The organism is Bifidobacterium reuteri DSM 23975, from assembly GCF_000741695.1.
GTDB lineage: Bacteria > Actinomycetota > Actinomycetes > Actinomycetales > Bifidobacteriaceae > Bifidobacterium > Bifidobacterium reuteri.
Genome location: NZ_JGZK01000001.1, coordinates 196552 through 220059 on the forward strand (window position 1 = coordinate 196552; position 23508 = coordinate 220059).

The following is a 23508-nucleotide window of genomic DNA, read 5'->3' on the forward strand; positions in this document are numbered from 1 at the left end:
TTAGAGGCCAAAACTTGGGCAGGACTGTGCCAAAGGGCAATGCCCGCAATCAGGCTTGCGCGCATGGCATGTGGCCCGGCCGAACAGGATGAGCCGATGGCTGAGATTCGTCCAATCCTCAGGCGGAAAGCATGCAGTGATCTCCCGTTCGATATGCACGGGATCAGGATGGGACGCTCGCCAGTCCGAACGCCAACGCAACTTGCCTGTGACGCGCATCACATGCGTATCGACGGGGAAGCCGGGGATGCCGAAGGCGTTGCCGAGCACCACATTCGCGGTTTTGCGGCCGACCCCGGGCAGACTGGTCAGTTCCTCCATGGTCTGTGGCACTTCGCCGCCGAATCGTTCGTCCAAGGCGGCGGCCAGTCCGAGAAGATGCTGGGTTTTCGAACGATAGAAGCCCAAGGGGTGGATGATGTCCTCGACCTGCGAGGGATTGGCCGCAGCCAGCGCCGCCGCAGTGGGATAGGTGGCGAAGAGTTCCGGAGTGACGGTATTGACGCGCGTGTCTGTGGTCTGGGCGCTGAGCACAGTGGCGATCAGCAATTGCAGTGGGGAGTTGAAATCCAATGCGCATTCCGGAGCGGGAATGATGCGGCACAGGATGTCGTATTCGGCGTGCATCCGGGCCAGTCGCGCCGATTTGCTTTCGCGCATCGTTCGCCTTCCTATCGTGATGCTGGTTCTTCTGCCGATGATGCTGGCTTTTTCCTATGCCGCCGTGCCGCCGTATAGGAGAGCGTTGGCGCTCGCGGTATTGCGCGGCGTCAAACGTCTACTCGGCGGCGGAGTCGGAACTGTGCGTGCTGGAACGTGCGGCCTGCTGGGCAGCCGCGTCGCCCTTATCGTTCTCCGGCGGGTCGAAGCGGTAGCCCACATTGCGCACCGTACCGATGAGGTGCTCGTATTCGCCGCCAAGCTTGGCGCGCAGGCGACGGATGTGCACATCCACCGTGCGGGTGCCGCCGTAATAGTCGTATCCCCATACTTCCTGCAGAAGTTGGGCGCGCGTGAAGACCCGGCCGGGATGCTGCACTAGATACTTGAGCAGCTCGAATTCCTTGTATGCCAGATCGATGGGGCGGCCATGCAAGGATGCTGTATAGCCATTGGTGTCCACAATCAGATCGCCGGAACGAATCTGTCCGTCTTCCACGGTGGTGGTAGGTTCCGACGCATTGCCCATCATGGACGTGGCCGGTGCGTTGCCGCGTTCGGAAACCAGACGGAGACGGCCCTCGACCTCTGCTGGGGATGCACTGGTGACCACCACGTCGGCAATGCCCCACTGGGAGTTGACCACGGTGAAGCCGCCTTCGGTCAGCACGAGCACGATCGGCGTGGACAGGCCGGATGCATGAATGAGATTGCACAGTGTCTTGGCAGTGGCAAAATCGTCTCGTGCGTCTAGAAACAGAATCGTGTTCTCCGGCATTTTCACGAGACTCGCGGCGTCCATGGGCAGCACGCGTACGCGGTGGGAAAGCAGGGCGAGTGACGGTAGAACGGTTGCGGGGTCGTTAGCGAAAGTCATCAACGTCAAATCCGTCACGCTGATCCCCCCTAGTGAATTGTCGCAATCAGTGAATTGCGCGTATCGGTTGCCAACCGGCGTCGGCATGATGCTGATGACCGGTCATTCGCAGATTTCCCCTTATTGTACGCGCCTGCGTGGGACACCTAGGTGACATTGGCTCATAAATGGGAACATAACGTTGCGAATGTGGGCATCACGCATGCAATGAGTCAGCGTGGCAGCTCAGCCGAGGTAGTGCGTGAGCAGCAGAGTGGCCGCTGCGATGGTCACGCCCATCATCATCACCGGAAGCAGGCCGGTGCCTATCCACGGTGCGCGCATCGTGGGATCCGGATCGGCATCGCGCACCCACAGCACAGAGGCGATGGCCAGCGCGATGGCCAACACAATCAGTATGATGACCGCGATGCCGCCAGCAGTGGCGTCGCGGCTGATGAGCACACCCAGCGTCGGCAGGAAGCACCAGCCGGCTACCGCGATGGCGGCCACGCCGGAGGTGACGGCGTGGGAGAGTGCGCGAATCAGATGGGAGCGCTCTTTACGGGCCATTTGGCGTCCGAACGAGAAAACCACGAGCACCACCAGCAGGAAGCCCACGGCAAGGGCCCATGAATACCAAGGCAGCGGTTCGCCATGCCTGCTAACCATCTGAGGGGGAATGTCGCTGACCGGGAAAGGCACGAACACGAATATCAGTGAGGCTGCACCGAAGACCATCGTGATGGCCCGGTCGAACACCGAGCCGCGGAATGGCCAGAACAGGATGAATTCGCCGAGCACCATGGCCGCGATGATGAGCGGAATGGTCGGCATCGGTCCGCGCTCGGGAACCACGGTGGCGGCGATGAGCATCGCATATGCTGTGCACTGGGTCAGCAGCATGCTGCCAGCCTTATGCTTCCAGTTCTCCTGAGTGATTTCGGCCATGTGAACCTCTCCGATAAACGATGTGCTGCGACAATCCTACGCCGTTCCTTAGAAGGCGATGATGCCGAGATGCTCCAGCAGCACTTTCACGCCGATGAGAATCAGCACCACGCCGCCGGCGATCTGGGAAGGCTGCTGCCATCGGGAGCCGAACACGCGGCCGATATACAGGCCTGCTGCGGAGAACAGGCCGGTGACCACGCCGATGCAGGTCACGGCAAAGACCACGTTGGATTGCATGAAAGCCAGGCTCACGCCCACGGCGAAGGCGTCGATACTGCATGCCACCGCCAGCGGCAGCATGTGCTTCCAATCGAATTGCGGTGTTTCCCGGGCGTTCTCGTCCGGCTCCTCAAACGCTTCATGAACCATGTTGCCGCCGATGAACGCAAGCAGACCGAAGATGATCCAGTGATCGAATTCAGTGACGTATGAGCTGAATGCGGATGCGGCGAAATAGCCGAGCAGAGGGAACAACGCCTGGAAGCCACCAAACCAGAGCGCTGTTTTGATGGCGTCCCGAGTACGGACTTTGGAAACGGTCAGACCCTTGCCAATGGAGACGGCAAACGCGTCCATCGCCACGGAAACGGAAATCAATAGGGTTTGAATGATGATCGAAATCATGATGATATAGCAGGTTCATCGCCGGTTTTCTCCAAGCGATGGGCCTCGACCAGCGTTCCCACGCGCCGCCTACGCTAATTGAAAAGACGAGATGTCAGTATACAACAGAAGGCCCCCGAAGGGGCCTTCTGCAATGTGATTCCCTCAGCAGGGGAATCGAAAATGATCACTTCGGAGTGCGCGTTTCACGCGCCTTCGCGGCGTAGCCGCTCACTTCGGCTAGTGACAGTCCACTGGACTGTCACTTTGACGCGTTCGCGAGACGCTCACGCGCCTCAGCGATTTCCTTCTCGGCGACGGTCCTGCAATTATGGACGGCCTGCGGCCGGCTCAGTATTGGCTCAGGCACTGTCGCGCCTGAGCACGTCGCCGCGGAAAGCCCACTGGGCTTTCCTGTCGGAAATCACTTAGACGTGCGCGTTTCACGCGCCTTCGCGGCGTAGCCGCTCACCTCGGCTAGTGACAGTCCACTGGACTGTCACTTAGACGCCTCGGCTAGACGCTCACGCGCCTCAGCGATTTCCTTCTCGGCGACGTCCGCGCCGGTCCAGTAGTCGCCGGGCTTGACTTCCTTGCCGGGCTCGAGGGCCTTGTACTGCTCGAAGAAGTGCTTGATCTCGGCGAGGTGGTACTCGTTGACGTCCTTGACGTCCTTGACGCCGTCGTAACGAACGTCGGCCGGCACGCACAGCACCTTGTCGTCGCCGCCCTCTTCGTCCTCCATGTGGTACAGGCCCACGGCGCGGCACTCAATGACGCAGCCCGGGAACACGGAGTTGGTCACCATCACGAGCGCGTCCAGCGGATCGCCGTCCTCGCCCAGGGTGCCCTCGATGTATCCGTAGTCGTCCGGGTAGCCCATGGCGGTGAACAGCTCACGGTCCAGGAAGACGCGGCCGGTCTCCTGATCGACTTCGTACTTGTTCTTGGATCCGCGCGGAATCTCGACCACGACGTTGAAGGTTTCTGCCATTGTGCTATCTCCTTGTTTGGAAACTATTCGTTACACACACTACTACCGTCCGGGCGCATCATCATCACTGCACGGACAGAATGTGAGCCACATCCACCCACGGTGCGAGCGAGACGTAGTTGTCCCAGCCCCACTGGAATTCCCGGCCGGTCAGCTCATCGCGCACGGCAAGCGGACGGTCGGTGGGCAGGCCCAGCTTATCGAGATCCAGATGAATCATCGACTGATGCGCGTCATGTCCATCGAGGTTCACCACCACGATCAGCGTATCCGCCTGACCGGTGCCTGTCAGCTCCGCCGAAGTATGACGGGCGAACGCCAGCACGTTCGGATCGGAGGACTCGAGCACCGTGAGGTTGTGATAGCTCAGCGCTGCCGGGTGCGAGCGGCGGATCTTGTTGAGCGCCGTGAGCATTTCCGCCACACCGTACTTCTTGGCCTTGGACCAGTCGCGGACCTTGACCTCGTACTTCTCGTTGTCGATCTGCTCCTCGAAGCCCGGGCGCTGCTTGTTCTCCAACAGTTCGAAACCGTTGTAGATGCCCCAGCTCGGCGAGCCCATGGCGGCGAGCACCGCGCGCACGCAATGGCCGGCGATGCCGTTGTCGCGCACGTAGGCGGTAAGGATGTCCGGCGTGGTGGGCCAGAAGGTGTTGTGCTGGTAGTAGCCGTCGTCGCCATTGGTGACGGGCAGATACTCCTCCAGCTCCTCCTTGGTGTTGCGCCACGGGAAGTAGCAGTGGGACTGCGTGAAGCCCACATAGCTCAGGGCGCGCATCATGCCCGGACGGGTGAACGCCTCGGCCAGGAACAGGACCTCCGGGTGGCGCTTGGTCACGGCGGCGATCACATCCTGCCAGAAACGAACTGGCTTGGTGTGCGGATTGTCGACGCGGAAGATGGTCACGCCCGCATCGATCCACAGGTTCAGCACACGTTCGACTTCCTTCTCAATGCCTTCCATGTCGGCGTTGAAGTCAATCGGGTAGATGTCCTGATACTTCTTCGGCGGATTCTCCGCGAAAGCGATGGTGCCGTCCGGCTTGTGACGGAACCAATCCGGATGCTGCTTGACCCACGGATGATCAGGAGAGCATTGCAGCGCGAAATCAAGGGCGATTTCCAGTCCGAGCTCATGGGCGCGGGCGGTCAGGGCCTTGAAATCATCCATCGTGCCAAGCAGCGGGTCCACCGTATCGTGGCCTCCCAGAGCGGAGCCGATGCCGAACGGGGAACCCGGATCGTCAGGGCCGGCCACCAGCGAATTGTTGCGGCCCTTGCGGTTGGTGACGCCAATCGGGAAGATCGGCGGAAGGTAGACGATGTCGAAGCCCTCGGCCTTGGCGCGTTCGAGGCCTGCGATCGAGGTCTTGAGCGTACCTTGCACGATCTTGCCGGTCGCTGGGTCGATGGTGGCGCCTTCGGAGCGCGGGAAGAACTGGTACCAAGCGGCGAAGCTGGACTTCGGACGCTCCACCTTGAAGCGTTGCGGCTGGCTCGGCGAAATACCATCGCGCAGCGGGTTGGTCTCATGCAGGGCGGCGATCTGCGGATTGTCGCCTGCGGCCAAACGTTCCTCGGCGGTCAGCGATTCATCGGCCATGGTCTCGGCGGCTTGTTGCAGCGTCTTGCGGTCGCGCACGGTCAGCTTCGCATCCAGGGTCACCGCCCAGCGAGCCAGCAGCTCGGCGCCGGAGTTCAGCGCGTTGTCCACATCATCCAGCACACGCACCTTGATGCGGGCGTCATGCAGCCAGGACGTGTACGTGTCCTCCCAGCCCTCAACAGTCACAGTCCACTCGCCGAGCTGGCGCTTGACTGCGGCATAGCCCTCATCCCAAGGTTTCAGATCGCTGTGCTCACCGCACTTGAGCGTGACCTCCCAGCGGTCGAGGCCGGGGTTCGTGCACATCATGCGCCTGCGCAGCGTCTCCCTGCCGCGGGCGTTGCGGACGATCGCCGTAGCTCCCACCTTGGTACGTCCTTCGATGAACACCTGTGCGGTCACCTTGAACGGTTCACCGAGCTCCACGCGGGCCGGGAAGATGCCGCGCTCCTCATCGGGAGTGACGTCCATCACGTTGATGCGGCCGAACTGGCCGAGCTCCTTGACCTCGATGGTGGGGGCTGGCGCCTCGCCGACCAGGCCTTTCAGAGCAGCGTTGGCGCGCGCGGTTTCGGCGTCGACGCGCTTATGCGTGGCTTTGGCGGTCTTCGTGGTCTTGGCGGCGGTGGCCTTGGTCGTGGCGGCTTTGGCTGCGGTTTTTGCTGCGGGCTTGGTCGCGGACTTCACGGCATTGGTCGTGGGTTTGACGGCTTTGGGGCGAGAAGTCGCCTTTGACTTCGTCGTCTTGGAGGTCGTGGAGACCTTGACGGTCTGGGCGGCCGGTTCGGCCTTGGAGGGTTGTTCTGTATGGGATGTGCGCGAATTCGCGCGATGTTGTACTACCATACGGCCCATTTTAAGGGGAATCCATCATTTGTCGTGCATTGTGGACAACTTTTGGATGAACGTTCGATAAATGGCTTGAAGTGGATAACTCGAAGCCGAAGTTATCCACAACTCGCCCGAAAACGGCAAGCTCGAACCACATAGGTCGGAAAACGGCCGGTATCCGCCGCGAATCTGCCATGCTCGTGGTCTATCCGTTCGCAACGAAGCGGGCGGATACCAGTCTTGGAAAGGAATGAACATGGCAGCAATAGAAACGCCTAGGGAAACGGAAACGGCGCGGACATGGCATTCGGTCAGGATCCCGGCGCGGCGTAAGGGAGGTACGCACGTTCTGGCTGTGGGCGCGATGCTCGTCGCCCTTGCGATGCTGCTCGGTGTGGCGGTCGGGAGCCCCTCCCTCGCGCATGCGGTCACCACACAGACGATGCAGGTCACACAGACTCAGACCGAGGGGAACAAGCTCGGCTTCTCCTATCCTCAGCATCGCATCAATTACCACTACAATGGCACGGATTATCATCTGGGGATCGTTGCGTTCGGTAGGGATGACACACAGTTCTATTGCATCGAAGCGGGCAACATGACCGATTACATGGAGGGGCCCACGCATCGGGTCGATGACGATCCCGTGGTGCGCAGGTTGGCGTGGCTCATGAAATGGTACCGGTCTGCAACGCGCGAACAGTATGCGGCCATCGCCATTCTCGTGCAGGACAAGCTCGGCAATCAGGAGCAGTGGCGGCCTCATCGGGCGTATCTGGAGCCGCTGCATCCGAATGTGTTCGCCATGGCTGAGGAGATGTGGGCGGAATCGGAAGGCAAGACGCCGGCGAACGCCACCGTGGAGAGCACGTATGCCGAGGGGTTGCGGCGGGGCGAGGTCAAGGTGTCCGTGGTGAATGGTGCAGGACGATTGATTTCAAAGGTCCCGTTCACCATCGCCCTGAACGGTCCCGCCGTGTTCGAGAAGAATGGCGAGGCCGTGCTCACAGGCGATTCCGGTGAGCAGCCGTTGAGCTTCGCGTGGAAAGCCACCGGCAAGGGGGAGGTGTCGGCATCGGTGTCGTATGAGATTCCGCGCATGCAGCATATGGATGCAGTGCAGGACATGCGAGGCTTTGATTCGATGGTTTCCGAACCGGGTGGTGCGGTGACGTTCAAGGTGCAGGATTACTTCACGCCGTCGGTCAGCACCAAGGTATCCGGCAAAGTACTTGACGCCGGGGCGGCCGTATTCGATGAAGTGACCAGTGGTGTGGCCGAGGCGGACCGTCAGTGGGTGGATGATCTGCTGCTCAGGGCACAGGGGTATTACTTCGATGGTCTGACCATCAGGGATCTGGACAATATGATGGCCCCCAAGACGGCGGAGAGCGCCGATGACTATCTGGCGCGCATCCGACAGGCGGGGTATGCGCCGGTGGCCTATGGCAGCGCTTCGTTCACCGGAGCCGGGCAGAGCGAACGCGTGCAGGCCATGACCAAACCGGACGGAGATAAGCCGTATCTGACTGGGAAGTCGGGCGGTTTCGGCACCTGGGTGTGGGTGTTCCGCAAATCCGAGCAAAGCGACAAGGCGCAAGGACATCTCAAAGGCGATTGGAGCAGCGCGTTCCTTGAAGCGGAGGAAAGCAGCTCGAACCGCAGCCGTGTCGAAGTGGAATCTACGGTGACCGAACACACCGCACACGTCGGTTCGCAGCTGAGCGACACCATTACGGTGAAGGGATTCCCGGAGGATCATGGCGAGTTTTCGGGCAACGAAGCATTCGGGTTCGGGGCGGACCGCCCGTATGCACAAGTCAGCGTCTGGTGGGCGGGCGATGAGAACGATCCTTCCAAGGACGAGGAGTACAAGCCGACGGGTGCCGAGACGCCAGACCCAGATGAGCATCATCGCAAGCTGATCACATGGAATATTCCGGCGAGGAACGGTACGTTCAAGATCGGGGCCGGTGCCTTGGACGCCAATGGCGATCCGATGAATATCACGGCGGAACGCCATGGCTGGTATGTGTTCGTCTGGGAATTCGAGGGCGATGACCGCGTCACGCCGGCCGCGAGCCGGTACGACGATGCGTGGGAGCGCACGTGGGTGCCTGCGCCGTGTGAGCCGGAGGAGCCGTGTGAGCCTGAGGAACCTTGTGAACCGGATGAGCCGTGTGAACCTGAGGAACCTTGCGAACCCGGGAAGCCTGAGGAGCCATGTGAACCCGAGGAGCCCGGCCAGCCGGAGGAGCCGACGCCGCCCGAAGAGCCGTTGCCCGGCACCGGCATCGACCTGGTGCCGCCGATGGGCATCGCCGCTGCCTTCCTATCCATAGGGCTTGCCGTCCTGTTCGTTGCCAATCGTCATCGGGTACGGTAACGAGGGGAGGCGGACGTGATTTGGCGTGATTTGGCGTGATTTGGCAAGTGGAGTGCGGTAAACCGCATCCAGTCAGAGAAGCAGTCCGCATCGCCGAGACCGAATAACACGAAAGTCCTGACCTTCGCCGAAATGTGTGGCAGAGGCGGGGCTTTCGTCGTTTTCGGGGGAGCAGTCCATCGCAGGCTATGTCTGATTGGCTGTCAGGTAGGCGGCGAGCGCCTTGCGGATTAGCGCGCTCTTGCCGATATGTTCCTTGGCTGCCTGTGCGTCGTCCAACCGTTGATGCTGCACGGCTTGCAGTAAGCCATTGTTTTGATGTCATGTTGATGTATGATTGATGCTATTGGGAGATTGTGATGGAATTCGAATACGATCCGGCAAAGAGCGCGAAGAACCTTGCCAAGCACGGTATCGACTTCGAGCAGGCCCAGCGCATGTGGGATAACTCGAAGACGGTGACGCTGATCGCTCCGAATCCCGGCAACGATGATGTGCGCTACATCGTGCTCGGCATGATCGACGGCAGGCATTGGACGGCGATCACGACCAAGCGCGGCAAGCGCATCCTCATCATATCTGTGCGCAGGTCACGAAAGAACGAGGAGGCATACTATGACAGCCAAGACTAGGCCCGATGCAAAGTCGGTCACCAGCGACCAGCTCGAGGAGATGTTCGACAGCGGTGAGGACATCCTCGACTACGTCGATCTGGAGCATCCCGTGGTCGAGCACCATCCTCCGCTGGAGAAGCGCATTACGTTGACGATGCCAGTATGGATGGTCAGCGAGCTGGACAACGAGGCCGCCGAACTGGCGATCAGCCGCAACGCGGTCGTCAACACCTGGATTGCCGACCGACTGCGTTCCATGCGCCGGCATGAAACCGTCCATACCTGACAGCTGGAAACGATGAAAGCACCGACCTCCGCAGCTCGCGGCAGGGTCGGGGCTTTTCGTCGTCCTTTAGGCGCTTACGCCATCGTTGGCTGTGTCTTATTGGCAGCTAGATAGGCGGCGAGCGCCTTGCGGATCAGCGCGCTCTTGCCGATGTGTTCCTTGGTGGCCTGTGCGTGCACCTGCTCGTCCATGTCGGCGGTCAGGTACGCCTTGTAGAGCACGTCGGCCTTGGCGCGGGGGTTCTCGGCGAGGGGGCGGCGGGCGAAGATGTCGTCGAGGTCATCCATGGTGATTGCCTTTTGTGGGCGGATGGTCTCGCCGATGATGTCGGGCGTGTGCTCGAAGTATTCGTCCGAGAGCTTGTCCCAATCGGTTTCGGTGGTCATGATGTCCTCCTTGGTTGGTCGTCGAACTGGTGCAGGCGTGGTGTTTCTGAGGTCGACCCGAGGTTTTGTCCCGCTGGGGAGCTGTGACTGGGGTGTTTTGTCGGTCTGGTCGAGGTTTTGCTGCGCTGGCGGGCGGTGATTGGGGCGTTATCTCGGTTGGCCCGAGGTTTTGTCCCGCTGGGGAGTTGTGACTGGGGTGTTTTGTCGGTCTGGTCGAGGTTTTGCTTCGCTGAGGGGTGCTGGCCGAGTCGTTATCTCGGTTGGCCCGAGGTGTTGCTTCGCTGATGGGCGGTGATTGGGGCGTTATCACGGGCGGTCCGAGGTTTTGCTTCGCTGAGGAGTTGTGACTGGGGTGTCTCGTCGGTCGGTCCGAGATTTTGCTTCGCTGAGCTGGCTGAGGGGGCGGTGTTTCTGAGGCCGACCCGAGGTTTTGCCTCGCTGATTCAAAAAGAACAACGCTCCAAAGCGCCACAAGAGTTCTGATGCTCCCAAAAAAGTCCTTATAGCAGTTCTTATAGCCCGGAAACGGCGGGGCGCTAATCTTGTCGGAAAACAAAAAGGCCGAGAACCTTCCGATTCTCGGCCTTCCTTGGTAGCGGGGCATGGATTTGAACCATGGACCTCTGGGTTATGAGCCCAGCGAGCTACCGAGCTGCTCCACCCCGCGTCGGCTTGTCTTTCTGACAGCTCTATCTACGATACTGAGGGATTGAAAAAAGTCAATCAGGTTGGTTTCTTCGGCGTGTCGCCAGTGGGAGGTGATGCATCGCCCATGGGATGTGCCGCGCGTAGAGGTGACGTGCCGCGTGTGGAGTGGCGTCGCGTGTAGGGAGTTGACGCCGCACTGAGGACCATGCTGCGCGTGGCGCGCGCCAACCCTGAGGAGCATATCGTGCATGGAGCGTGGCACGCCGGCCATGCGGAGTGTCATACCGCGCTGTCCTGTCGCGTAACGCGTCATAAGCGGAATCTATGTGGTCCGCCGCATAAAACGGCATCCTCGGCGTGCGGCATATCCACGATTCCACCATAATGAAAACATGCCTATTAAGATTCCCAGTGGCCTGCCGGCCCGTGCCATCCTCGATTCGGAGCGCATCTTCGCCCTCGAGAAGCCCGAAGCTGAGCGTCAGCGTGTGCGTCCGCTCAAACTGGTGATCTTGAATCTTATGCCCAAGAAGATCGAGACCGAAACACAGCTTCTTCGCCTCATCTCCAAGAGCCCGCTGCAGGTGGAGGTCGATTTCATGAAGACCTCCACGCATGAGTCCACGCATGTCTCCGCTGACCATCTGGTGAAGTTCTATGAAACGCTCGATGCGTTCAAGGACAACTATTACGATGGTTTCGTCGTGACCGGCGCACCGGTGGAGCATCTGCCTTTCGAACAGGTGGACTACTGGGAGGAATTCAAGACCATCCTCGACTGGGCCTCCACTCATGTGTTCTCCACCATGTACCTGTGCTGGGGTGCCATGGGTGCGCTGTATTACCGTTACGGTGTGCGCAAGGAGGATTATCCGCAGAAGGTCTTCGGCGTATTCCCGCAGTACCTGCAGGATGAATACTGCTTCCTCACCAACGGCTTTGATGAGATCGCGTTGCAGCCGCACTCCCGCCTCGCCGGTGTGAGTGAGGATGATCTGAAGGCGCATGAGGAGGACCTGCAGGTGCTGACCTGGGGCCCGCAATCCGGGCCGGGGCTGGTGGCCACGCGCGATTTCTCCGAGGTCTTCGCGCTCGGCCACTGGGAATACGGCAAATACACGCTCGCCGAGGAATACGAGCGCGATATGGCCAAGGGGCTCACCAATGTGCCGTTCCCCCAAAACTACTTCCCACATGACGATCCCTCGTTGGAGCCGCTGTTCAGTTGGCGCGCACATGGCAACCTGTTGTGGCGCAACTGGCTGAACTGGGTGTATCAGACCACGCCGTATGACTTGTCTGAAGTGCCTCAATTGCGAGCGGAGAAGAAGCTCGGCACCGATCGCTCGATTCGTCACGAACCGGGCAGTCCGCGTAAAGACGGCTTCGCGCCGTTCGAGCATGATGGATACGGGGTTATTCCTCGGCGCTGATTTCGCGATCGGTCTGCTGGTTTGTCGGTATGTCGGGGTCTGACTGCCGGTAAGATTGCCGGCAATGGTGCCTGGTGCCTTGGTCTGTATGAGCCTATGTGCCGCCCCTTTGTAGCGGCTACGCGACGCAGTGACCACGACTTGGATACCACTCTGTTCGATATATGGACAAAGGTGTGATCAAAACTCGGCAATATTGAGGTGCCCGTCTAATAGCGCCGAGGATGATAACAAAGTGGTAAAACCCTTATGGCAGTAGGGCTTACAATGGACACGCCAAGCGGGCATTGACTTTGTCCGATGTGAGGCCAATAATCGCATTTCAGTCATTCGGGGTTGAATGCCAAGCGCCAACTCCGGTTCCCGCCTGGCCGGTCCCGCAGTGGAGAGTGGAAGTAACCGATACGTCACATTTGCTCGCTCCGCTGGTCTAAACTGACATCTGACAACAGAAGAAGCAGGAGGCGTGAGAATGAACGAAGCCCTTTTGAACGGGGTGGCATTGGCCGCCGACGGCCCGGAATTCCCGACCGTCGACGACTTCCTTCTTCCTCAGATCATTTTTCCGGGGACTCCGTTCGCCATGGATCGCATCATCATGGTGCGCGTGATCGCCACCGTGATCATGCTGGTGATTCTGGGTGTTTCGGCGGCTCGTGCCAAGCTGATTCCAGGTCGTTGGCAGGGCGCCGTGGAATGGGTCATCGAATTCGTGCGTGACCAGATCGTCTATCAGGTGATGGGCAAGGAGCGCGGACAGCGTTATCTGCCGATGATCACCACTATGTTCTTCACCATTCTGGTGTTCAACCTGTGCGGCATCATCCCGGGCTTCAACATCGCCGCTACGGCCACCATCACCATGCCGCTGGTCTTCGCCGGCTGGTGCTTTGTCCAGTACTGGATCGCAGGTGCGCGTGAGAAGGGTCTGGGCCACTTCCTCAAGGACGAGCTCTTCCCCAAGGGCGTGCCCGCTCCGATCTACATTCTGCTGACCCCGATTCAGATTCTCGAGCTTCTGGTGATTCGTCCAGTCTCCCTGACCCTGCGACTCTTCGCCAACATGGTCGCCGGCCATATCACTGTGGCCGTCTGCCTTGCCGCCACCCAGTGGTTCCTTATCGAGATTCCGAACAAGCTGTGGTCCATCCTCGGCGTCGGCACGCTTGCCGCCGGCCTGATCATGACCCTGTTCGAGATATTGGTCGCGGCTCTGCAAGCATTCATCTTTGCCATGTTGACCACTGCATACATCAACATGAGCTACCCGGAGGGCGAGTGATCAGCCGCTCGGCGGTGTTCGCTCAAGCTCCCCGGAACATAGTTTTTCCAAGATTTCCTTCGTACTGAAGAAAAACCAGAAAGGACAAACCCATGGATATCATCACCCTCGCTGAGGTCGCTGGTAATCTCAACGCAATCGGCTACGGCCTTGCCGCCATCGGCCCTGGCATCGGTCTGGGCATCCTGATCGGCAAGACCATCGAAGGCACCGCTCGTCAGCCTGAGCTCGGCGGCCGTCTGCAGACCCTGATGTTCCTGGGTCTTGCATTCGTCGAGATTCTGGCCCTCCTCGGTCTGGTGGCCGGCTTCATCTTCCAGTGATTCATCACCGTCGCCGTGTTCGGTTCGCATGAATCGCGGATCGATGTGGATCGACGGAAGTATGAATGATCAGGAAATGAAGCAATGAAAGGAGAACGAAAATGACTTTAGCGGAGCAGAACGGTGTGAATCTGTTCATCCCCAAGGTCTACGACATCGTATGGTCGCTGATTATCCTTGCAATCATCGCGGTGTTCTTCTACAAGTTCTTCATGCCGAAGTTCCAGGCTGTGTTCGATGAGCGTACCGCCAAGATCGAAGGCGGCATCGCCAAGGCTGAGCAGGCCCAGAAGGACGCCAACGAGGCGAAGGCCAAGTATGAGGCCCAACTGAGCCAGGCTCGCGTCGAGGCTGCCAAGATTCGTGATGACGCCCGTGCTGAAGCATCGCATATCGTTGCCGATGCACGTTCGCGTGCCGAATCCGAAGCCGCGCAGATTACCGCCAACGCTCAGCGCTCACTGGAATCCCAGCAGCAGCAGGCCATGGTCTCGCTCAAGGGCGAGGTCGGCGCGCTTGCCACTGCCTTGGCCGGAAAGATCCTCGGTGCCAAGCTCGAAGACAGCGCTGTGCAGTCTTCGATGATTGACTCGATGATCAACGACTTGGATGCCAAGAAGTGATTGTGAACATCGTCAGGAACATCCGTAACCAGAAAGGGAGGTGACCATGCGAGGAGAGGCATCCCGTATAGCAGACCGCGAGTCGCGTGATTCGCTCGCCCCGAAGCTGCGTGACACCCGTGAGGATGCATGGCGTATCGGCAACGAACTGTTCAAGATCACCAGCGTGCTTGACCACACGCTTCCTCTCGAACGGGCGTTGACGGATCCTTCCCGCCCTGTGGCCGATAAGGTCGCAGTACTCAACGAGCTGTTCCAGGGCAATGAGCACCCGATGACGATGGAGATCATGACTGATTTGGTCGCCCGTCGTTGGAGCCGTGCCCGAGACATCGCCAACGCTGTGGAAGATTTCGGCGTGGATGCCATGATGTATTACGCCGACGCCACTGACTCGACGTTGCAGGTGTCCATCGAGCTGTCGCAGCTGCACTCCGCACTGCTGACGCTGCCGGTGGTACGCGCCAAGCTGTATGACGATCAGGCCACCAGCGAATCCCGCGTGAAGCTGTTCCGCGAGGTATTCGATGGCAAGGGTCTCAACAAGATCACGATGAGGCTTGCCGAACACGCCACCTGCAATCTTCGCCGCCGCCGTTACCTGGAGACCATCCAGTGGCTGATCAACAAGTTCTCGCGTCATATGGGTGAGTCGATGGTCACGGTGACCACCGCCACGCCACTGACGAAGGAACAGGTCGATCGTCTGACGGACATCTACTCGGCGAAGGCCGGACGCCCGGTCCACATCAATTCTGTGGTAGACCCGAGCGTGCTCGGAGGCATGCGCATTCAGGTCGGCGACGAAGTCACGGACAATACCGTGGTCGCACAGTTGCAGAACCTGCACCGCACCGTAAAAGCGGGCACCAACTGAGCGGATGGGGAACGGCCGACTGCCTTCCCCGCCGTTCAGCGGAACACAAGCAAAGACTTGACTGAACAATAACCAACAATAAGGAGTGATCATGGCAGAACTGACCATCGATCCCGCCTCGATTCGCAAGGCCTTGGACGACTTTGTGTCGTCCTACCAGCCGAGCGACACACCCACTCAGGAAGTGGGATATGTCGCCACGGCCGGTGATGGCATTGCCCACGTGACGGGGTTGCCTGGTTGCATGGCCAATGAGCTGCTGACGTTCGAAGACGGCACGCTCGGCCTGGCGTTCAACCTTGACGCCCGTGAGATCGGCGTGGTGATTCTCGGCGATTTCGCTGGAATCGAGGAAGGCCAGGAAGTGCGTCGCACGGGCGAAGTGCTCTCCGTGCCTGTCGGCGACGGTTACCTCGGCCGCGTCGTTGATCCGCTGGGTAAGCCGATTGACGGCCTTGGCGAGATCAAGAGCGAAGGCCGCCGTATCCTTGAAGCCCAGGCTCCGGATGTGATGCACCGTCACCCGGTCGACGAGCCGCTGTCCACCGGACTCAAGGCCATCGACGCAATGACGCCGATCGGCCGCGGCCAGCGCCAGCTCATCATCGGCGACCGTCAGACCGGTAAGACCGCCATCGCGATCGATACCATCATCAACCAGAAGGCGAACTGGGAATCCGGCGACCCGAAGAAGCAGGTGCGCTGCATCTACGTGGCTGTCGGCCAGAAGGGCTCCACCATCGCTTCGGTGAAGCAGAGCCTGGAGGACGCCGGTGCCATGGAGTACACCACCATCGTGGCATCCCCGGCATCCGATTCCGCAGGTTTCAAGTACATCGCCCCGTACACCGGTTCGGCCATCGGCCAGCACTGGATGTACAACGGCAAGCATGTGCTGATCGTCTTCGATGATTTGTCCAAGCAGGCTGAAGCCTATCGTTCGATCTCCCTGCTGCTTCGTCGCCCGCCGGGGCGTGAAGCCTACCCGGGTGATGTGTTCTACCTGCACTCCCGTCTGCTCGAACGCTGCGCTAAGGTCTCCGATGATCTCGGTGGTGGTTCCATGACGGGTCTGCCGATCGTCGAGACCAAGGCGAACGATGTGTCCGCCTATATCCCGACCAACGTGATCTCCATCACCGACGGTCAGATCTTCCTGCAGTCCGATCTGTTCAACGCCAACCAGCGTCCTGCAGTGGACGTCGGTATCTCCGTCTCCCGAGTCGGCGGCGCGGCACAGACCAAGGCTCTCAAGAAGGTCTCCGGCACGCTGAAGATCTCCCTGGCACAGTACCGTTCGCTGGAATCCTTCGCCATGTTCGCGTCCGATCTGGATGCGGCTTCCAAGGCCCAGCTGACCCGTGGCGCCCACCTGACCGAGCTGTTGAAGCAGCCGCAGTTCCACCCGTACTCCATGGAGCAGGAAGTCGTGTCCGTCTGGACCGGCACCCATGGCAAGCTCGATGACCTCGAGCTCGCCGATGTGCTTCCGTTCGAGCAGGGTCTGCTGGACTACCTCGACCACAACACCGATATCCTCAAGACCATCCGCGACACCGAGGACTTCACTGCCGACACCGAGGCTGCCCTCGCCAAGGCCGTGGACGCCTTCCGCGCCACCTTCGTCACCTCCGCCGGCAAGCCGCTGGTCGAGAAGAAGCCTGACGTTTCCAAGGCAGCCCCGGTCGAGCAGGAAAAGATCGTGGCGGGAGAGAAGTAAGCCATGGGCTCGCAACTCGCATTGAAATCACGCATCCACTCCACTGAATCGTTGGAGAAGATCTTCAACGCACAGGAGATGATCGCGTCTTCGCATATCGCCAAGGCCCGTGATGTGGCTTTGAACGCGAAGCCGTACACCGATGCGATTTTCGATGCCGTGCAAGCGTTGGTGGCGCACACCCATATCACGCATCCGATCGCGATGAAGGGCGAGAACAACCCGCGAGTGGCTGTTCTCGCCCTCACCTCGGATCGTGGCATGGCCGGCCCGTACACCTCTTCGATTATCCGTGAAACGGAATCGCTGCTGGCCCGCCTCGAGGCGGATGGCAAGCAGCCGGAGCTGTTCGTGTACGGGCGTCGTGGTTCGACGTACTACAAGTACCGCAACCGAGACGTGGCGGCCACATGGGAAGGTGACACCGACCAGCCCGGCGTCGAGATCGCCGAGACGATCTCCAATACGTTGATGGACGCCTATATGAAGCCGGCGGAGAAGGGTGGAGTCTCCGAACTCTACATCGTCTACACCGAGTTCATCAACATGGTGGTCCAGAAGGTTCGCGTGCTGCGCATGCTGCCGGTGGAGATCGTGGAGAACGAGGCAAAGGTCCCGGACCCGGAGAACGAGCCTGCGGCAGAGGATATCTCCCCGCTGTATTCGTTCGAGCCGAGTCTGGACGAGGTGCTGGATGCCATTCTGCCGAAGTACATCCAATCCCGTATCCACGAATGCCTGCTGACCGCAGCGGCCTCCGAGACCGCAAGCCGGCAGAACGCCATGCACACGGCAACGGACAACGCACGTAATCTGGTCGATGACCTCACCCGCAAGCTCAATGCTTCGCGTCAGGCCTCGATCACCCAGGAACTTACCGAAATCATCGGCAGCGCTGACGCGCTGAACACAAAGGAAGAGTAGGAACGCACTATGGCTGAGAATCAGACCACTGTGGCTTCCGAGACCAACGGCGAGCCGGTTCACGGACGCGTCACCCGAGTCCAGGGTTCGGTTATCGACGTTGAGTTCCCGGTCGGCCACATGCCCGACATCTACAACGCCCTGCACGTGACCATCGTCAACACGGGCGCTAAAGAGGAAGGCGAAGCCAAGTCGACCGAGATCACTCTCGAGGTCGAACAGCACCTCGGTGACTCCACCGTGCGTTGCGTGGCACTGAAGCCGACCGACGGCCTGGTGCGTGGCGCATCCGTGTATGACACCGGTGCCCCGATTTCCGTGCCGGTCGGCGATGTGACCAAGGGCCACGTCTTCGACGTGTCCGGAAACATCCTCAACAAGAAGCCGGATGAGCAGGTCACCGTTACCGAGCGTTGGCCCATCCACCGCAACCCGCCGGCCTTCGACCAGCTGGAATCCAAGACCCAGATGTTCGAGACGGGCATCAAGGTCATCGATCTGCTGACCCCGTACGTGCAGGGCGGCAAGATCGGTCTGTTCGGTGGCGCAGGCGTGGGCAAGACCGTGCTGATTCAGGAAATGATTCAGCGTGTGGCTCAGAACCACGGCGGTGTGTCCGTGTTCGCCGGCGTCGGCGAGCGTACCCGTGAGGGTAACGATCTGATCGGCGAGATGGACGAAGCCGGCGTGCTTGAGAAGACCGCTCTGGTCTTCGGCCAGATGGATGAGCAGCCGGGCACCCGTCTGCGTGTCCCGCTGACCGCACTGACCATGGCAGAGTACTTCCGTGACGTGCAGAACCAGGACGTGCTGCTGTTCATCGACAACATCTTCCGCTTCACGCAGGCCGGTTCCGAGGTGTCCACGTTGCTGGGCCGTATGCCTTCCGCCGTGGGTTACCAGCCGAACCTGGCCGACGAGATGGGTGCTCTGCAGGAGCGCATCACCTCCACGCGAGGCCACTCCATCACCTCGCTGCAGGCCATCTATGTGCCGGCCGATGATTACACCGACCCGGCCCCGGCCACGACCTTCGCCCACCTGGACGCGACCACCGAGCTTTCCCGCGACATCGCTTCCAAGGGTATCTACCCGGCTGTGGATCCGCTGAGCTCCACTTCGCGAATCCTCGATCCGCGTTACGTCGGCCAGGCCCATTATGAGTGCGCCAACCGCGTCAAGGCTATTCTGCAGCGTAACAAGGAGCTGCAGGACATCATCGCCCTGATCGGTATCGACGAGCTCTCCGAAGAGGACAAGACCACAGTGAACCGTGCTCGTCGCATTGAGCAGTTCCTCGGCCAGAACTTCTACGTGGCTGAGAAGTTCACCGGTCGTCCGGGTTCCTACGTGCCGGCCGACGAGACCATCGAGGCCTTCACCCGCATCTGCGACGGCGTGTACGACGACGTCCCTGAGCAGGCGTTCTCCGGCATCGGCGGCATCGACGATCTCGAGAAGAAGTGGCACGACATGCAGAAGGAACTTGGTGAGTGATGGCTGAATCGGAAAAAACCACGATGAAGGTGAACATCGTCGCTGCCGACCACCCGGTGTGGCACGGCGATGCGGCGAGCGTGACCATCCCCGCCTCGGAAGGCGGTATGGGCATCCTGCCGAGCCATGAGCCTGTGCTCACGGTCATCAAGCAGGGTACGCTCACCGTGGTTGAGCCCGATGGCGATCGCCATATGTTCGAGGTGACCGATGGATTCATTTCCTTCGACTCGAACAAGCTCACCGTGGCGGTCGAGCGCGGTCGTGATGTGCAGTACTCCAGCACGGAGGCCTGAGCTGCACCGATAGCGCGATCACACAATCGCAATGGCTCTCTCTGGGATTCCAGAGAGAGCCATTTTCTTACGCATCGTGTTGATGCGCATGCATGACGCGCGAACGGCTTATGTGCGTGCCACGCCACTGCGGATTGGCGCTTTTTGCATTCGCGTGGCACAAGCCTCTGCCACGCGAATGCAAAACATGCGATTATTGCATTCGCGTGGCGCGGTTTTGGGCCTTATAAGGGCAATAACCCGAGGGGCGCGTGTCACGCCACTGCACAATCATGGTTATTGCATTCGCGTGGCGCAGAAGACGCGCGAACAGCTTTGTGCGCCGTTCACAATTCGCCACAGCACAGTAGGTCTTATCGCACCCTAGAACAGGCGCAGGGAATCGTCCTCGGTGCCTTTCATCTCGTCATAGTCGAGGATCAGACACGTGAAGCCACGATCCTTGGCCAGCACCTGGGCCTGCGGCGTGATGGTCTGCGCGGCGAAGATGCCGTGCACAGGAGCAAGCAATGGATCGCGATTGAGCAGCTCACAGTATCGCGTCAATTGCTCCACGCCATCGATGCCACCATGACGTTTGATCTCCACGGCCACATGCTCGCCATCCGCATTGATGGCCATGATGTCTACCGGACCGATGGCGGTGGGATACTCGCGGCGGACCAGTTTCGCGCCCTTGCCGATGCGTTCGATCTGCTCGGCGAGATAGCGCTGCAGATGATCCTCCACACCGTCCTTGATTAATCCCGGATCCTCGCCCAAATCGTATGTCTGGTCGGAGTACACGCGGTACAGCGTGACTTCGAGCACATCCGACCCTTTGTCGGCAGTGACACGCAGCACTTTTTCGGGAATATCGTTCTCGTTGACAGAGTCGGTGTCGACAGAGTCGGTGTCGGCTGGCGTCATTTCGCGAATGGTGCAGGGGGCGGTCATCCAATTAAGCGGTTTATAGGATCCCAGTTCGGAGAAGATCAACAAACTGGAGTCGGCCTTGATAAGCAGCACCCGCTTGGCCAGCGGCAATGAGGCGTTGAGACGGCCGGAGTATTCGGCAGCACAGTCGGCAACAATGATTCGCATAAGCCACCACTGTAATGCAATGCATGGTGATTGTTGTGGGCGGGGAGAGGAGCGCCGCAGAGAAGCAACGGTATCGGCTTATGTTTCGCTCCACTTTCCCATACAACAATGGGGCGAAACATAAGCCACTGTTGTCAATGACTTATGTTTCGCCCCATTCCATACGCGATTCACGGCGTACGAGGCAATCAGTACGCGGCGAGGATGTCGATCACGAACACCAGCGTGGAGTTGCCCGGAATCGTGTCCCCGGAGCCATCGGCGCCGTAACCCAAGTCCGGCGGAATCACGAGCAGCACCTGCGAGCCGACGGTCTGACCGATCAGCCCCTGCTTCCATCCGGAGATGATCTGGCCGCTGGCCGACAGGTCGGCGTCGAACGTGGTGTTCTTGTCCCACGAGGAGTCGAACTGCTTGCCATTCGTAAGCCAGCCGGTGTACTTGACCACGGCGGTATCCGAATCGGTCAGGGTCTTGCCGGAACCCTTGATGAGCGTCTGCGTCACCAGACTGTCCACAGAACCCTGACCGTTCATATCGACTGAGGGCTTGCCATCCTTGGCGCGGGTCACCTTCGGCAGGTTGGCGGGCACATCCTTGACCTCCTCGCCAGTGGCCTTCTCAAGATCCTTGGACTTGGAGACGAACGTCATCGCCAGGATGTACGAGTAGCCTGACGAGTCGTTGTCATTGACGCCGAAACCGATGGTGGTGTTGATTTTCGCGCCCTTGATCTGGTTGTAGTAGGTGGAGGAGAGGGTCGAGGAATCCACCTTGAGCGAACAATCCGGGGTGTTCTTGGTCCAGGTGTCCATGAGCTCGGTGCCGTCCTTGACATTCAGGGCTATGCCCTGCGCGCATACGCGATCGCCTTCCTCGATGGTCTCGCCATCACCTTTCTGCAGCACCACATAGGAGCCGTCGGAGACGGTCATCGGAGTGTTGAAGGAAATCGTCGGCTTCTCGCCGAGTTTGCCGGTGGCGGTCACGCCGGCGATCTGCCTCGCGGACGAGGATGCCGAGGAATCGTTGGAATTCTTGGAATCGGAAGAATCGGAAGAGCTGGAGGAGCCTGAACATGCGGCCAGCGAAGCGCACATGACCAGTGAGCATGCCAGCGCTGCGGCTTTGGACAGCGGGCGGAATTGAGACTTACGCATGGCTCACCAGAGTACCGTCAAACCCTGATTTTTTCGTTCGCCGGCAACGGTTCAGACGAGTTCCTAGGCAATGGACAGGTTCGGATTGTAGAATGATGTCGTTATGAGTGCTCAAGAACAGACCATGAATCCAAATCAGGATGTCATCGATCCATTGGAGAACCGCGCTGAGGGGCAGGAATCAGGGGCGGGAAATCCGGGGGAGAACAAGGACGGCGAGCCGAAGCGTGCCGCGCGTCCGACCCGTCATGCCATGATCATGCGTGGCATAGTGACGCCTATTTTCGGCTTGCTTGCCGTGGCTGCCGTGGCATTGGGAATTCTGAATGCCACGATGTGGAAGCCGTCCAGCATCATCAACGCCAGTGCGACAATCAGCGGCACCCAATATGTCGTCACCGATCCCGGCGTATTGCCGCTGCTGGATCGGAACGCCACGCTGAACGTGAAGCCGAGCTCGTCATCGATGCAGGTGTGCGTGGCACTTGGCACGTCCAAGGATGTAGCCGGCTGGGTGGCTTCCGAGTCGTCGTATCAGCGCATCACCGGATTGGCGTCGTGGACTTCGCTCGCCACGCAGCAAGGCAAGGCCACGGGGGCCGCCTCCGAGGCCAGCGATGACAACGCCGTGGCATTCAAGGATTCGGACATGTGGTCGCAGGTCAAGTGCGGCAAGGGCGAAGTGACATTGACCAGCACCAAGACCGCCGATTCCACCGTGGCTATCGTCGATTTGGGCAAGGATGCGTCAAGCGCCGAGATTTCGATGCGCTGGGTGCGCTCGCAGGTGCCTGATTTCGCGATGCCGTTCTATCTGTCCGGCGGCCTGCTGGCAGTGGTCGCCGTCCTCTGCGCCTCCGTGTTCGCCATGCCTCCGCATAAGCGTCGCAAACGTATGGTGGAAGGCAAGGCCGTCATCCATACCGATTTGTCGTTTGCCGAGCGGGTTGAGCAGGGGCTGGTCGGCACCAAGCTGCCGGAGTCCGTGCCTGCGCGCAAGCGTCGCCGCCATGCCGCACATCGCCGTGGCGCGAAGAACGAGCCGGAATTGGAATCCGAGCAGATCGAGACCCCGGTGATCGTGGATCCCGCGGCGCGCAATATGGTCGCGGACCAGCAGGCCCAGCAGTCCGAACAATCAGAGCAATCAGCGCAGCCAGAGCATGATGTGTTCGAGGCTGCGGAGTCCGGTGCCGAAACCGGAACTCAGCTTGGCGGTGCGGACGGTGCGCACAGCGCTGGTCATAGTTATGGACATAGCGGGCGCGCCGGTTCGTTCGATGATCAGGCGACTTCAGTAATCACCCCTGACGAACTGCAGGCGTACTTCTCCCGTTTGGCCCGGGAAGTGCAGGATGGGCAGTCAACCGGTCCGGACGACGCGGACATGGTGGACAATGTGGGCACCGGCAGTTCCGATACACACGTCGATCAGCAGGAGGAGGGGAAGTGATGAGCAAACGGAT

General features: G+C 59.9%; 22 protein-coding genes and 1 tRNA gene. 13 read left to right on the plus strand and 10 right to left on the minus strand.

Annotated elements, in window-relative coordinates:
* The 6 genes from nth to BREU_RS00720 form a co-directional block, all read right to left on the minus strand.
* Entirely contained in the window at positions 1-660 is a 660-nt protein-coding gene (nth, locus tag BREU_RS00695; RefSeq protein ID WP_044089374.1) for an endonuclease III, read from the minus strand.
* A gap of 118 nt (positions 661-778) precedes the next feature.
* On the minus strand, positions 779-1537 hold the full coding sequence (locus tag BREU_RS00700; RefSeq protein ID WP_044089375.1) for a winged helix-turn-helix transcriptional regulator: 759 nt from the start codon (positions 1535-1537) through the stop codon (positions 779-781).
* 225 nt (positions 1538-1762) lie between these two features.
* Positions 1763-2467 carry a membrane protein gene (locus BREU_RS00705; RefSeq protein WP_044089376.1) on the minus strand — a complete coding sequence of 235 codons (705 nt, stop codon included), beginning with the start codon at positions 2465-2467 and terminating at the stop codon, positions 1763-1765.
* A 48-nt stretch (positions 2468-2515) separates the two neighbouring features.
* Positions 2516-3094 carry a manganese efflux pump MntP gene (locus BREU_RS00710; protein ID WP_044089377.1) on the minus strand — a complete coding sequence of 193 codons (579 nt, stop codon included), beginning with the start codon at positions 3092-3094 and terminating at the stop codon, positions 2516-2518.
* 478 nt (positions 3095-3572) lie between these two features.
* Positions 3573-4067, minus strand: a complete 495-nt coding sequence (locus BREU_RS00715; RefSeq protein ID WP_044089378.1) for an inorganic diphosphatase — start codon at positions 4065-4067, stop codon at positions 3573-3575.
* A gap of 64 nt (positions 4068-4131) precedes the next feature.
* Positions 4132-6144 (minus strand): alpha-1,4-glucan--maltose-1-phosphate maltosyltransferase, encoded by a 2013-nt coding sequence (locus BREU_RS00720; RefSeq protein WP_223847970.1) that lies wholly within the window; start codon positions 6142-6144, stop codon positions 4132-4134.
* Between the two features lie 616 nt (positions 6145-6760).
* On the opposite strand from BREU_RS00720, the gene BREU_RS12255 reads away from it, so the two are divergent.
* From BREU_RS12255 to brnA, 3 genes are all read left to right on the plus strand, one after another.
* Positions 6761-8890 (plus strand): hypothetical protein, encoded by a 2130-nt coding sequence (locus BREU_RS12255; RefSeq protein ID WP_081886458.1) that lies wholly within the window; start codon positions 6761-6763, stop codon positions 8888-8890.
* Between the two features lie 359 nt (positions 8891-9249).
* Positions 9250-9522 (plus strand): BrnT family toxin, encoded by a 273-nt coding sequence (locus tag BREU_RS00730; protein ID WP_044089381.1) that lies wholly within the window; start codon positions 9250-9252, stop codon positions 9520-9522.
* Positions 9506-9790, plus strand: a complete 285-nt coding sequence (gene brnA / locus BREU_RS00735; protein WP_140489327.1) for a type II toxin-antitoxin system BrnA family antitoxin — start codon at positions 9506-9508, stop codon at positions 9788-9790. Before BREU_RS00730 ends, brnA begins: the two co-directional genes overlap by 17 nt.
* Before the next feature lie 74 nt (positions 9791-9864).
* Here brnA and BREU_RS00740 read toward each other — a convergent pair whose 3' ends face one another.
* Both BREU_RS00740 and BREU_RS00745 read right to left on the minus strand, forming a co-directional pair.
* Positions 9865-10176: a hypothetical protein gene (locus BREU_RS00740; RefSeq protein ID WP_044089382.1), complete on the minus strand. Its 312-nt coding sequence runs from the start codon at positions 10174-10176 to the stop codon at positions 9865-9867.
* Positions 10177-10766: 590 nt separating this feature from the next.
* Positions 10767-10843, minus strand: a tRNA-Met gene (locus BREU_RS00745).
* A gap of 373 nt (positions 10844-11216) precedes the next feature.
* Here BREU_RS00745 and BREU_RS00750 point away from each other — a divergent pair.
* From BREU_RS00750 to BREU_RS00790, 9 genes are all read left to right on the plus strand, one after another.
* Positions 11217-12257, plus strand: a complete 1041-nt coding sequence (locus BREU_RS00750) for a homoserine O-succinyltransferase (protein ID WP_044089383.1) — start codon at positions 11217-11219, stop codon at positions 12255-12257.
* 472 nt (positions 12258-12729) lie between these two features.
* Positions 12730-13539, plus strand: a complete 810-nt coding sequence (gene atpB / locus BREU_RS00755) for a F0F1 ATP synthase subunit A (RefSeq protein ID WP_044089384.1) — start codon at positions 12730-12732, stop codon at positions 13537-13539.
* A 92-nt stretch (positions 13540-13631) separates the two neighbouring features.
* A complete protein-coding gene (gene atpE / locus BREU_RS00760) occupies positions 13632-13862 on the plus strand; it encodes an ATP synthase F0 subunit C (protein ID WP_033890625.1) in 231 nt (76 codons plus the stop codon).
* Positions 13863-13963: 101 nt separating this feature from the next.
* Positions 13964-14485, plus strand: coding sequence for a F0F1 ATP synthase subunit B (locus BREU_RS00765; RefSeq protein WP_044089385.1), 522 nt, complete (start codon positions 13964-13966; stop codon positions 14483-14485).
* A gap of 46 nt (positions 14486-14531) precedes the next feature.
* Positions 14532-15362 (plus strand): F0F1 ATP synthase subunit delta, encoded by an 831-nt coding sequence (locus BREU_RS00770; protein ID WP_044089386.1) that lies wholly within the window; start codon positions 14532-14534, stop codon positions 15360-15362.
* Between the two features lie 91 nt (positions 15363-15453).
* Entirely contained in the window at positions 15454-17082 is a 1629-nt protein-coding gene (atpA, locus tag BREU_RS00775) for a F0F1 ATP synthase subunit alpha (protein ID WP_044089387.1), read from the plus strand.
* 3 nt (positions 17083-17085) lie between these two features.
* On the plus strand, positions 17086-18006 hold the full coding sequence (locus BREU_RS00780; RefSeq protein ID WP_044089388.1) for a F0F1 ATP synthase subunit gamma: 921 nt from the start codon (positions 17086-17088) through the stop codon (positions 18004-18006).
* A gap of 9 nt (positions 18007-18015) precedes the next feature.
* Positions 18016-19503, plus strand: coding sequence for a F0F1 ATP synthase subunit beta (gene atpD, locus BREU_RS00785; RefSeq protein ID WP_044089389.1), 1488 nt, complete (start codon positions 18016-18018; stop codon positions 19501-19503).
* Complete coding sequence (locus BREU_RS00790; RefSeq protein ID WP_044089390.1) at positions 19503-19799, plus strand: F0F1 ATP synthase subunit epsilon; 297 nt, start codon at positions 19503-19505, stop codon at positions 19797-19799. Before atpD ends, BREU_RS00790 begins: the two co-directional genes overlap by 1 nt.
* A 363-nt stretch (positions 19800-20162) precedes the next feature.
* Here BREU_RS00790 and nucS read toward each other — a convergent pair whose 3' ends face one another.
* Together nucS and BREU_RS00800 are read right to left on the minus strand one after the other, a co-directional pair.
* Positions 20163-20882 (minus strand): endonuclease NucS, encoded by a 720-nt coding sequence (gene nucS / locus BREU_RS00795; protein WP_044089391.1) that lies wholly within the window; start codon positions 20880-20882, stop codon positions 20163-20165.
* A 188-nt stretch (positions 20883-21070) separates the two neighbouring features.
* Positions 21071-22042, minus strand: a complete 972-nt coding sequence (locus BREU_RS00800; RefSeq protein ID WP_044089393.1) for an FKBP-type peptidyl-prolyl cis-trans isomerase — start codon at positions 22040-22042, stop codon at positions 21071-21073.
* Between the two features lie 259 nt (positions 22043-22301).
* Between BREU_RS00800 and BREU_RS00805 the strand changes: the two genes are divergently transcribed.
* Complete coding sequence (locus tag BREU_RS00805) at positions 22302-23495, plus strand: hypothetical protein (protein WP_238566968.1); 1194 nt, start codon at positions 22302-22304, stop codon at positions 23493-23495.
* Positions 23496-23508: the final 13 nt, after the last annotated feature.

What these genes read in the sequence shown, in the direction of transcription:
- nth (WP_044089374.1), bottom strand. Translation starts at nt 660, where the DNA reads ATGCGCGAAAGCAAATCGGCGCGACTGGCCCGGATGCACGCCGAATAC.
- BREU_RS00700 (WP_044089375.1), bottom strand. Translation starts at nt 1,537, where the DNA reads ATGACTTTCGCTAACGACCCCGCAACCGTTCTACCGTCACTCGCCCTG.
- BREU_RS00705 (WP_044089376.1), bottom strand. Translation starts at nt 2,467, where the DNA reads ATGGCCGAAATCACTCAGGAGAACTGGAAGCATAAGGCTGGCAGCATG.
- BREU_RS00710 (WP_044089377.1), bottom strand. Translation starts at nt 3,094, where the DNA reads ATGATTTCGATCATCATTCAAACCCTATTGATTTCCGTTTCCGTGGCG.
- BREU_RS00715 (WP_044089378.1), bottom strand. Translation starts at nt 4,067, where the DNA reads ATGGCAGAAACCTTCAACGTCGTGGTCGAGATTCCGCGCGGATCCAAG.
- BREU_RS00720 (WP_223847970.1), bottom strand. Translation starts at nt 6,144, where the DNA reads ATGGACGTCACTCCCGATGAGGAGCGCGGCATCTTCCCGGCCCGCGTG.
- BREU_RS12255 (WP_081886458.1), top strand. Translation starts at nt 6,761, where the DNA reads ATGGCAGCAATAGAAACGCCTAGGGAAACGGAAACGGCGCGGACATGG.
- BREU_RS00730 (WP_044089381.1), top strand. Translation starts at nt 9,250, where the DNA reads ATGGAATTCGAATACGATCCGGCAAAGAGCGCGAAGAACCTTGCCAAG.
- brnA (WP_140489327.1), top strand. Translation starts at nt 9,506, where the DNA reads ATGACAGCCAAGACTAGGCCCGATGCAAAGTCGGTCACCAGCGACCAG.
- BREU_RS00740 (WP_044089382.1), bottom strand. Translation starts at nt 10,176, where the DNA reads ATGACCACCGAAACCGATTGGGACAAGCTCTCGGACGAATACTTCGAG.
- BREU_RS00750 (WP_044089383.1), top strand. Translation starts at nt 11,217, where the DNA reads ATGCCTATTAAGATTCCCAGTGGCCTGCCGGCCCGTGCCATCCTCGAT.
- atpB (WP_044089384.1), top strand. Translation starts at nt 12,730, where the DNA reads ATGAACGAAGCCCTTTTGAACGGGGTGGCATTGGCCGCCGACGGCCCG.
- atpE (WP_033890625.1), top strand. Translation starts at nt 13,632, where the DNA reads ATGGATATCATCACCCTCGCTGAGGTCGCTGGTAATCTCAACGCAATC.
- BREU_RS00765 (WP_044089385.1), top strand. Translation starts at nt 13,964, where the DNA reads ATGACTTTAGCGGAGCAGAACGGTGTGAATCTGTTCATCCCCAAGGTC.
- BREU_RS00770 (WP_044089386.1), top strand. Translation starts at nt 14,532, where the DNA reads ATGCGAGGAGAGGCATCCCGTATAGCAGACCGCGAGTCGCGTGATTCG.
- atpA (WP_044089387.1), top strand. Translation starts at nt 15,454, where the DNA reads ATGGCAGAACTGACCATCGATCCCGCCTCGATTCGCAAGGCCTTGGAC.
- BREU_RS00780 (WP_044089388.1), top strand. Translation starts at nt 17,086, where the DNA reads ATGGGCTCGCAACTCGCATTGAAATCACGCATCCACTCCACTGAATCG.
- atpD (WP_044089389.1), top strand. Translation starts at nt 18,016, where the DNA reads ATGGCTGAGAATCAGACCACTGTGGCTTCCGAGACCAACGGCGAGCCG.
- BREU_RS00790 (WP_044089390.1), top strand. Translation starts at nt 19,503, where the DNA reads ATGGCTGAATCGGAAAAAACCACGATGAAGGTGAACATCGTCGCTGCC.
- nucS (WP_044089391.1), bottom strand. Translation starts at nt 20,882, where the DNA reads ATGCGAATCATTGTTGCCGACTGTGCTGCCGAATACTCCGGCCGTCTC.
- BREU_RS00800 (WP_044089393.1), bottom strand. Translation starts at nt 22,042, where the DNA reads ATGCGTAAGTCTCAATTCCGCCCGCTGTCCAAAGCCGCAGCGCTGGCA.
- BREU_RS00805 (WP_238566968.1), top strand. Translation starts at nt 22,302, where the DNA reads ATGCGTGGCATAGTGACGCCTATTTTCGGCTTGCTTGCCGTGGCTGCC.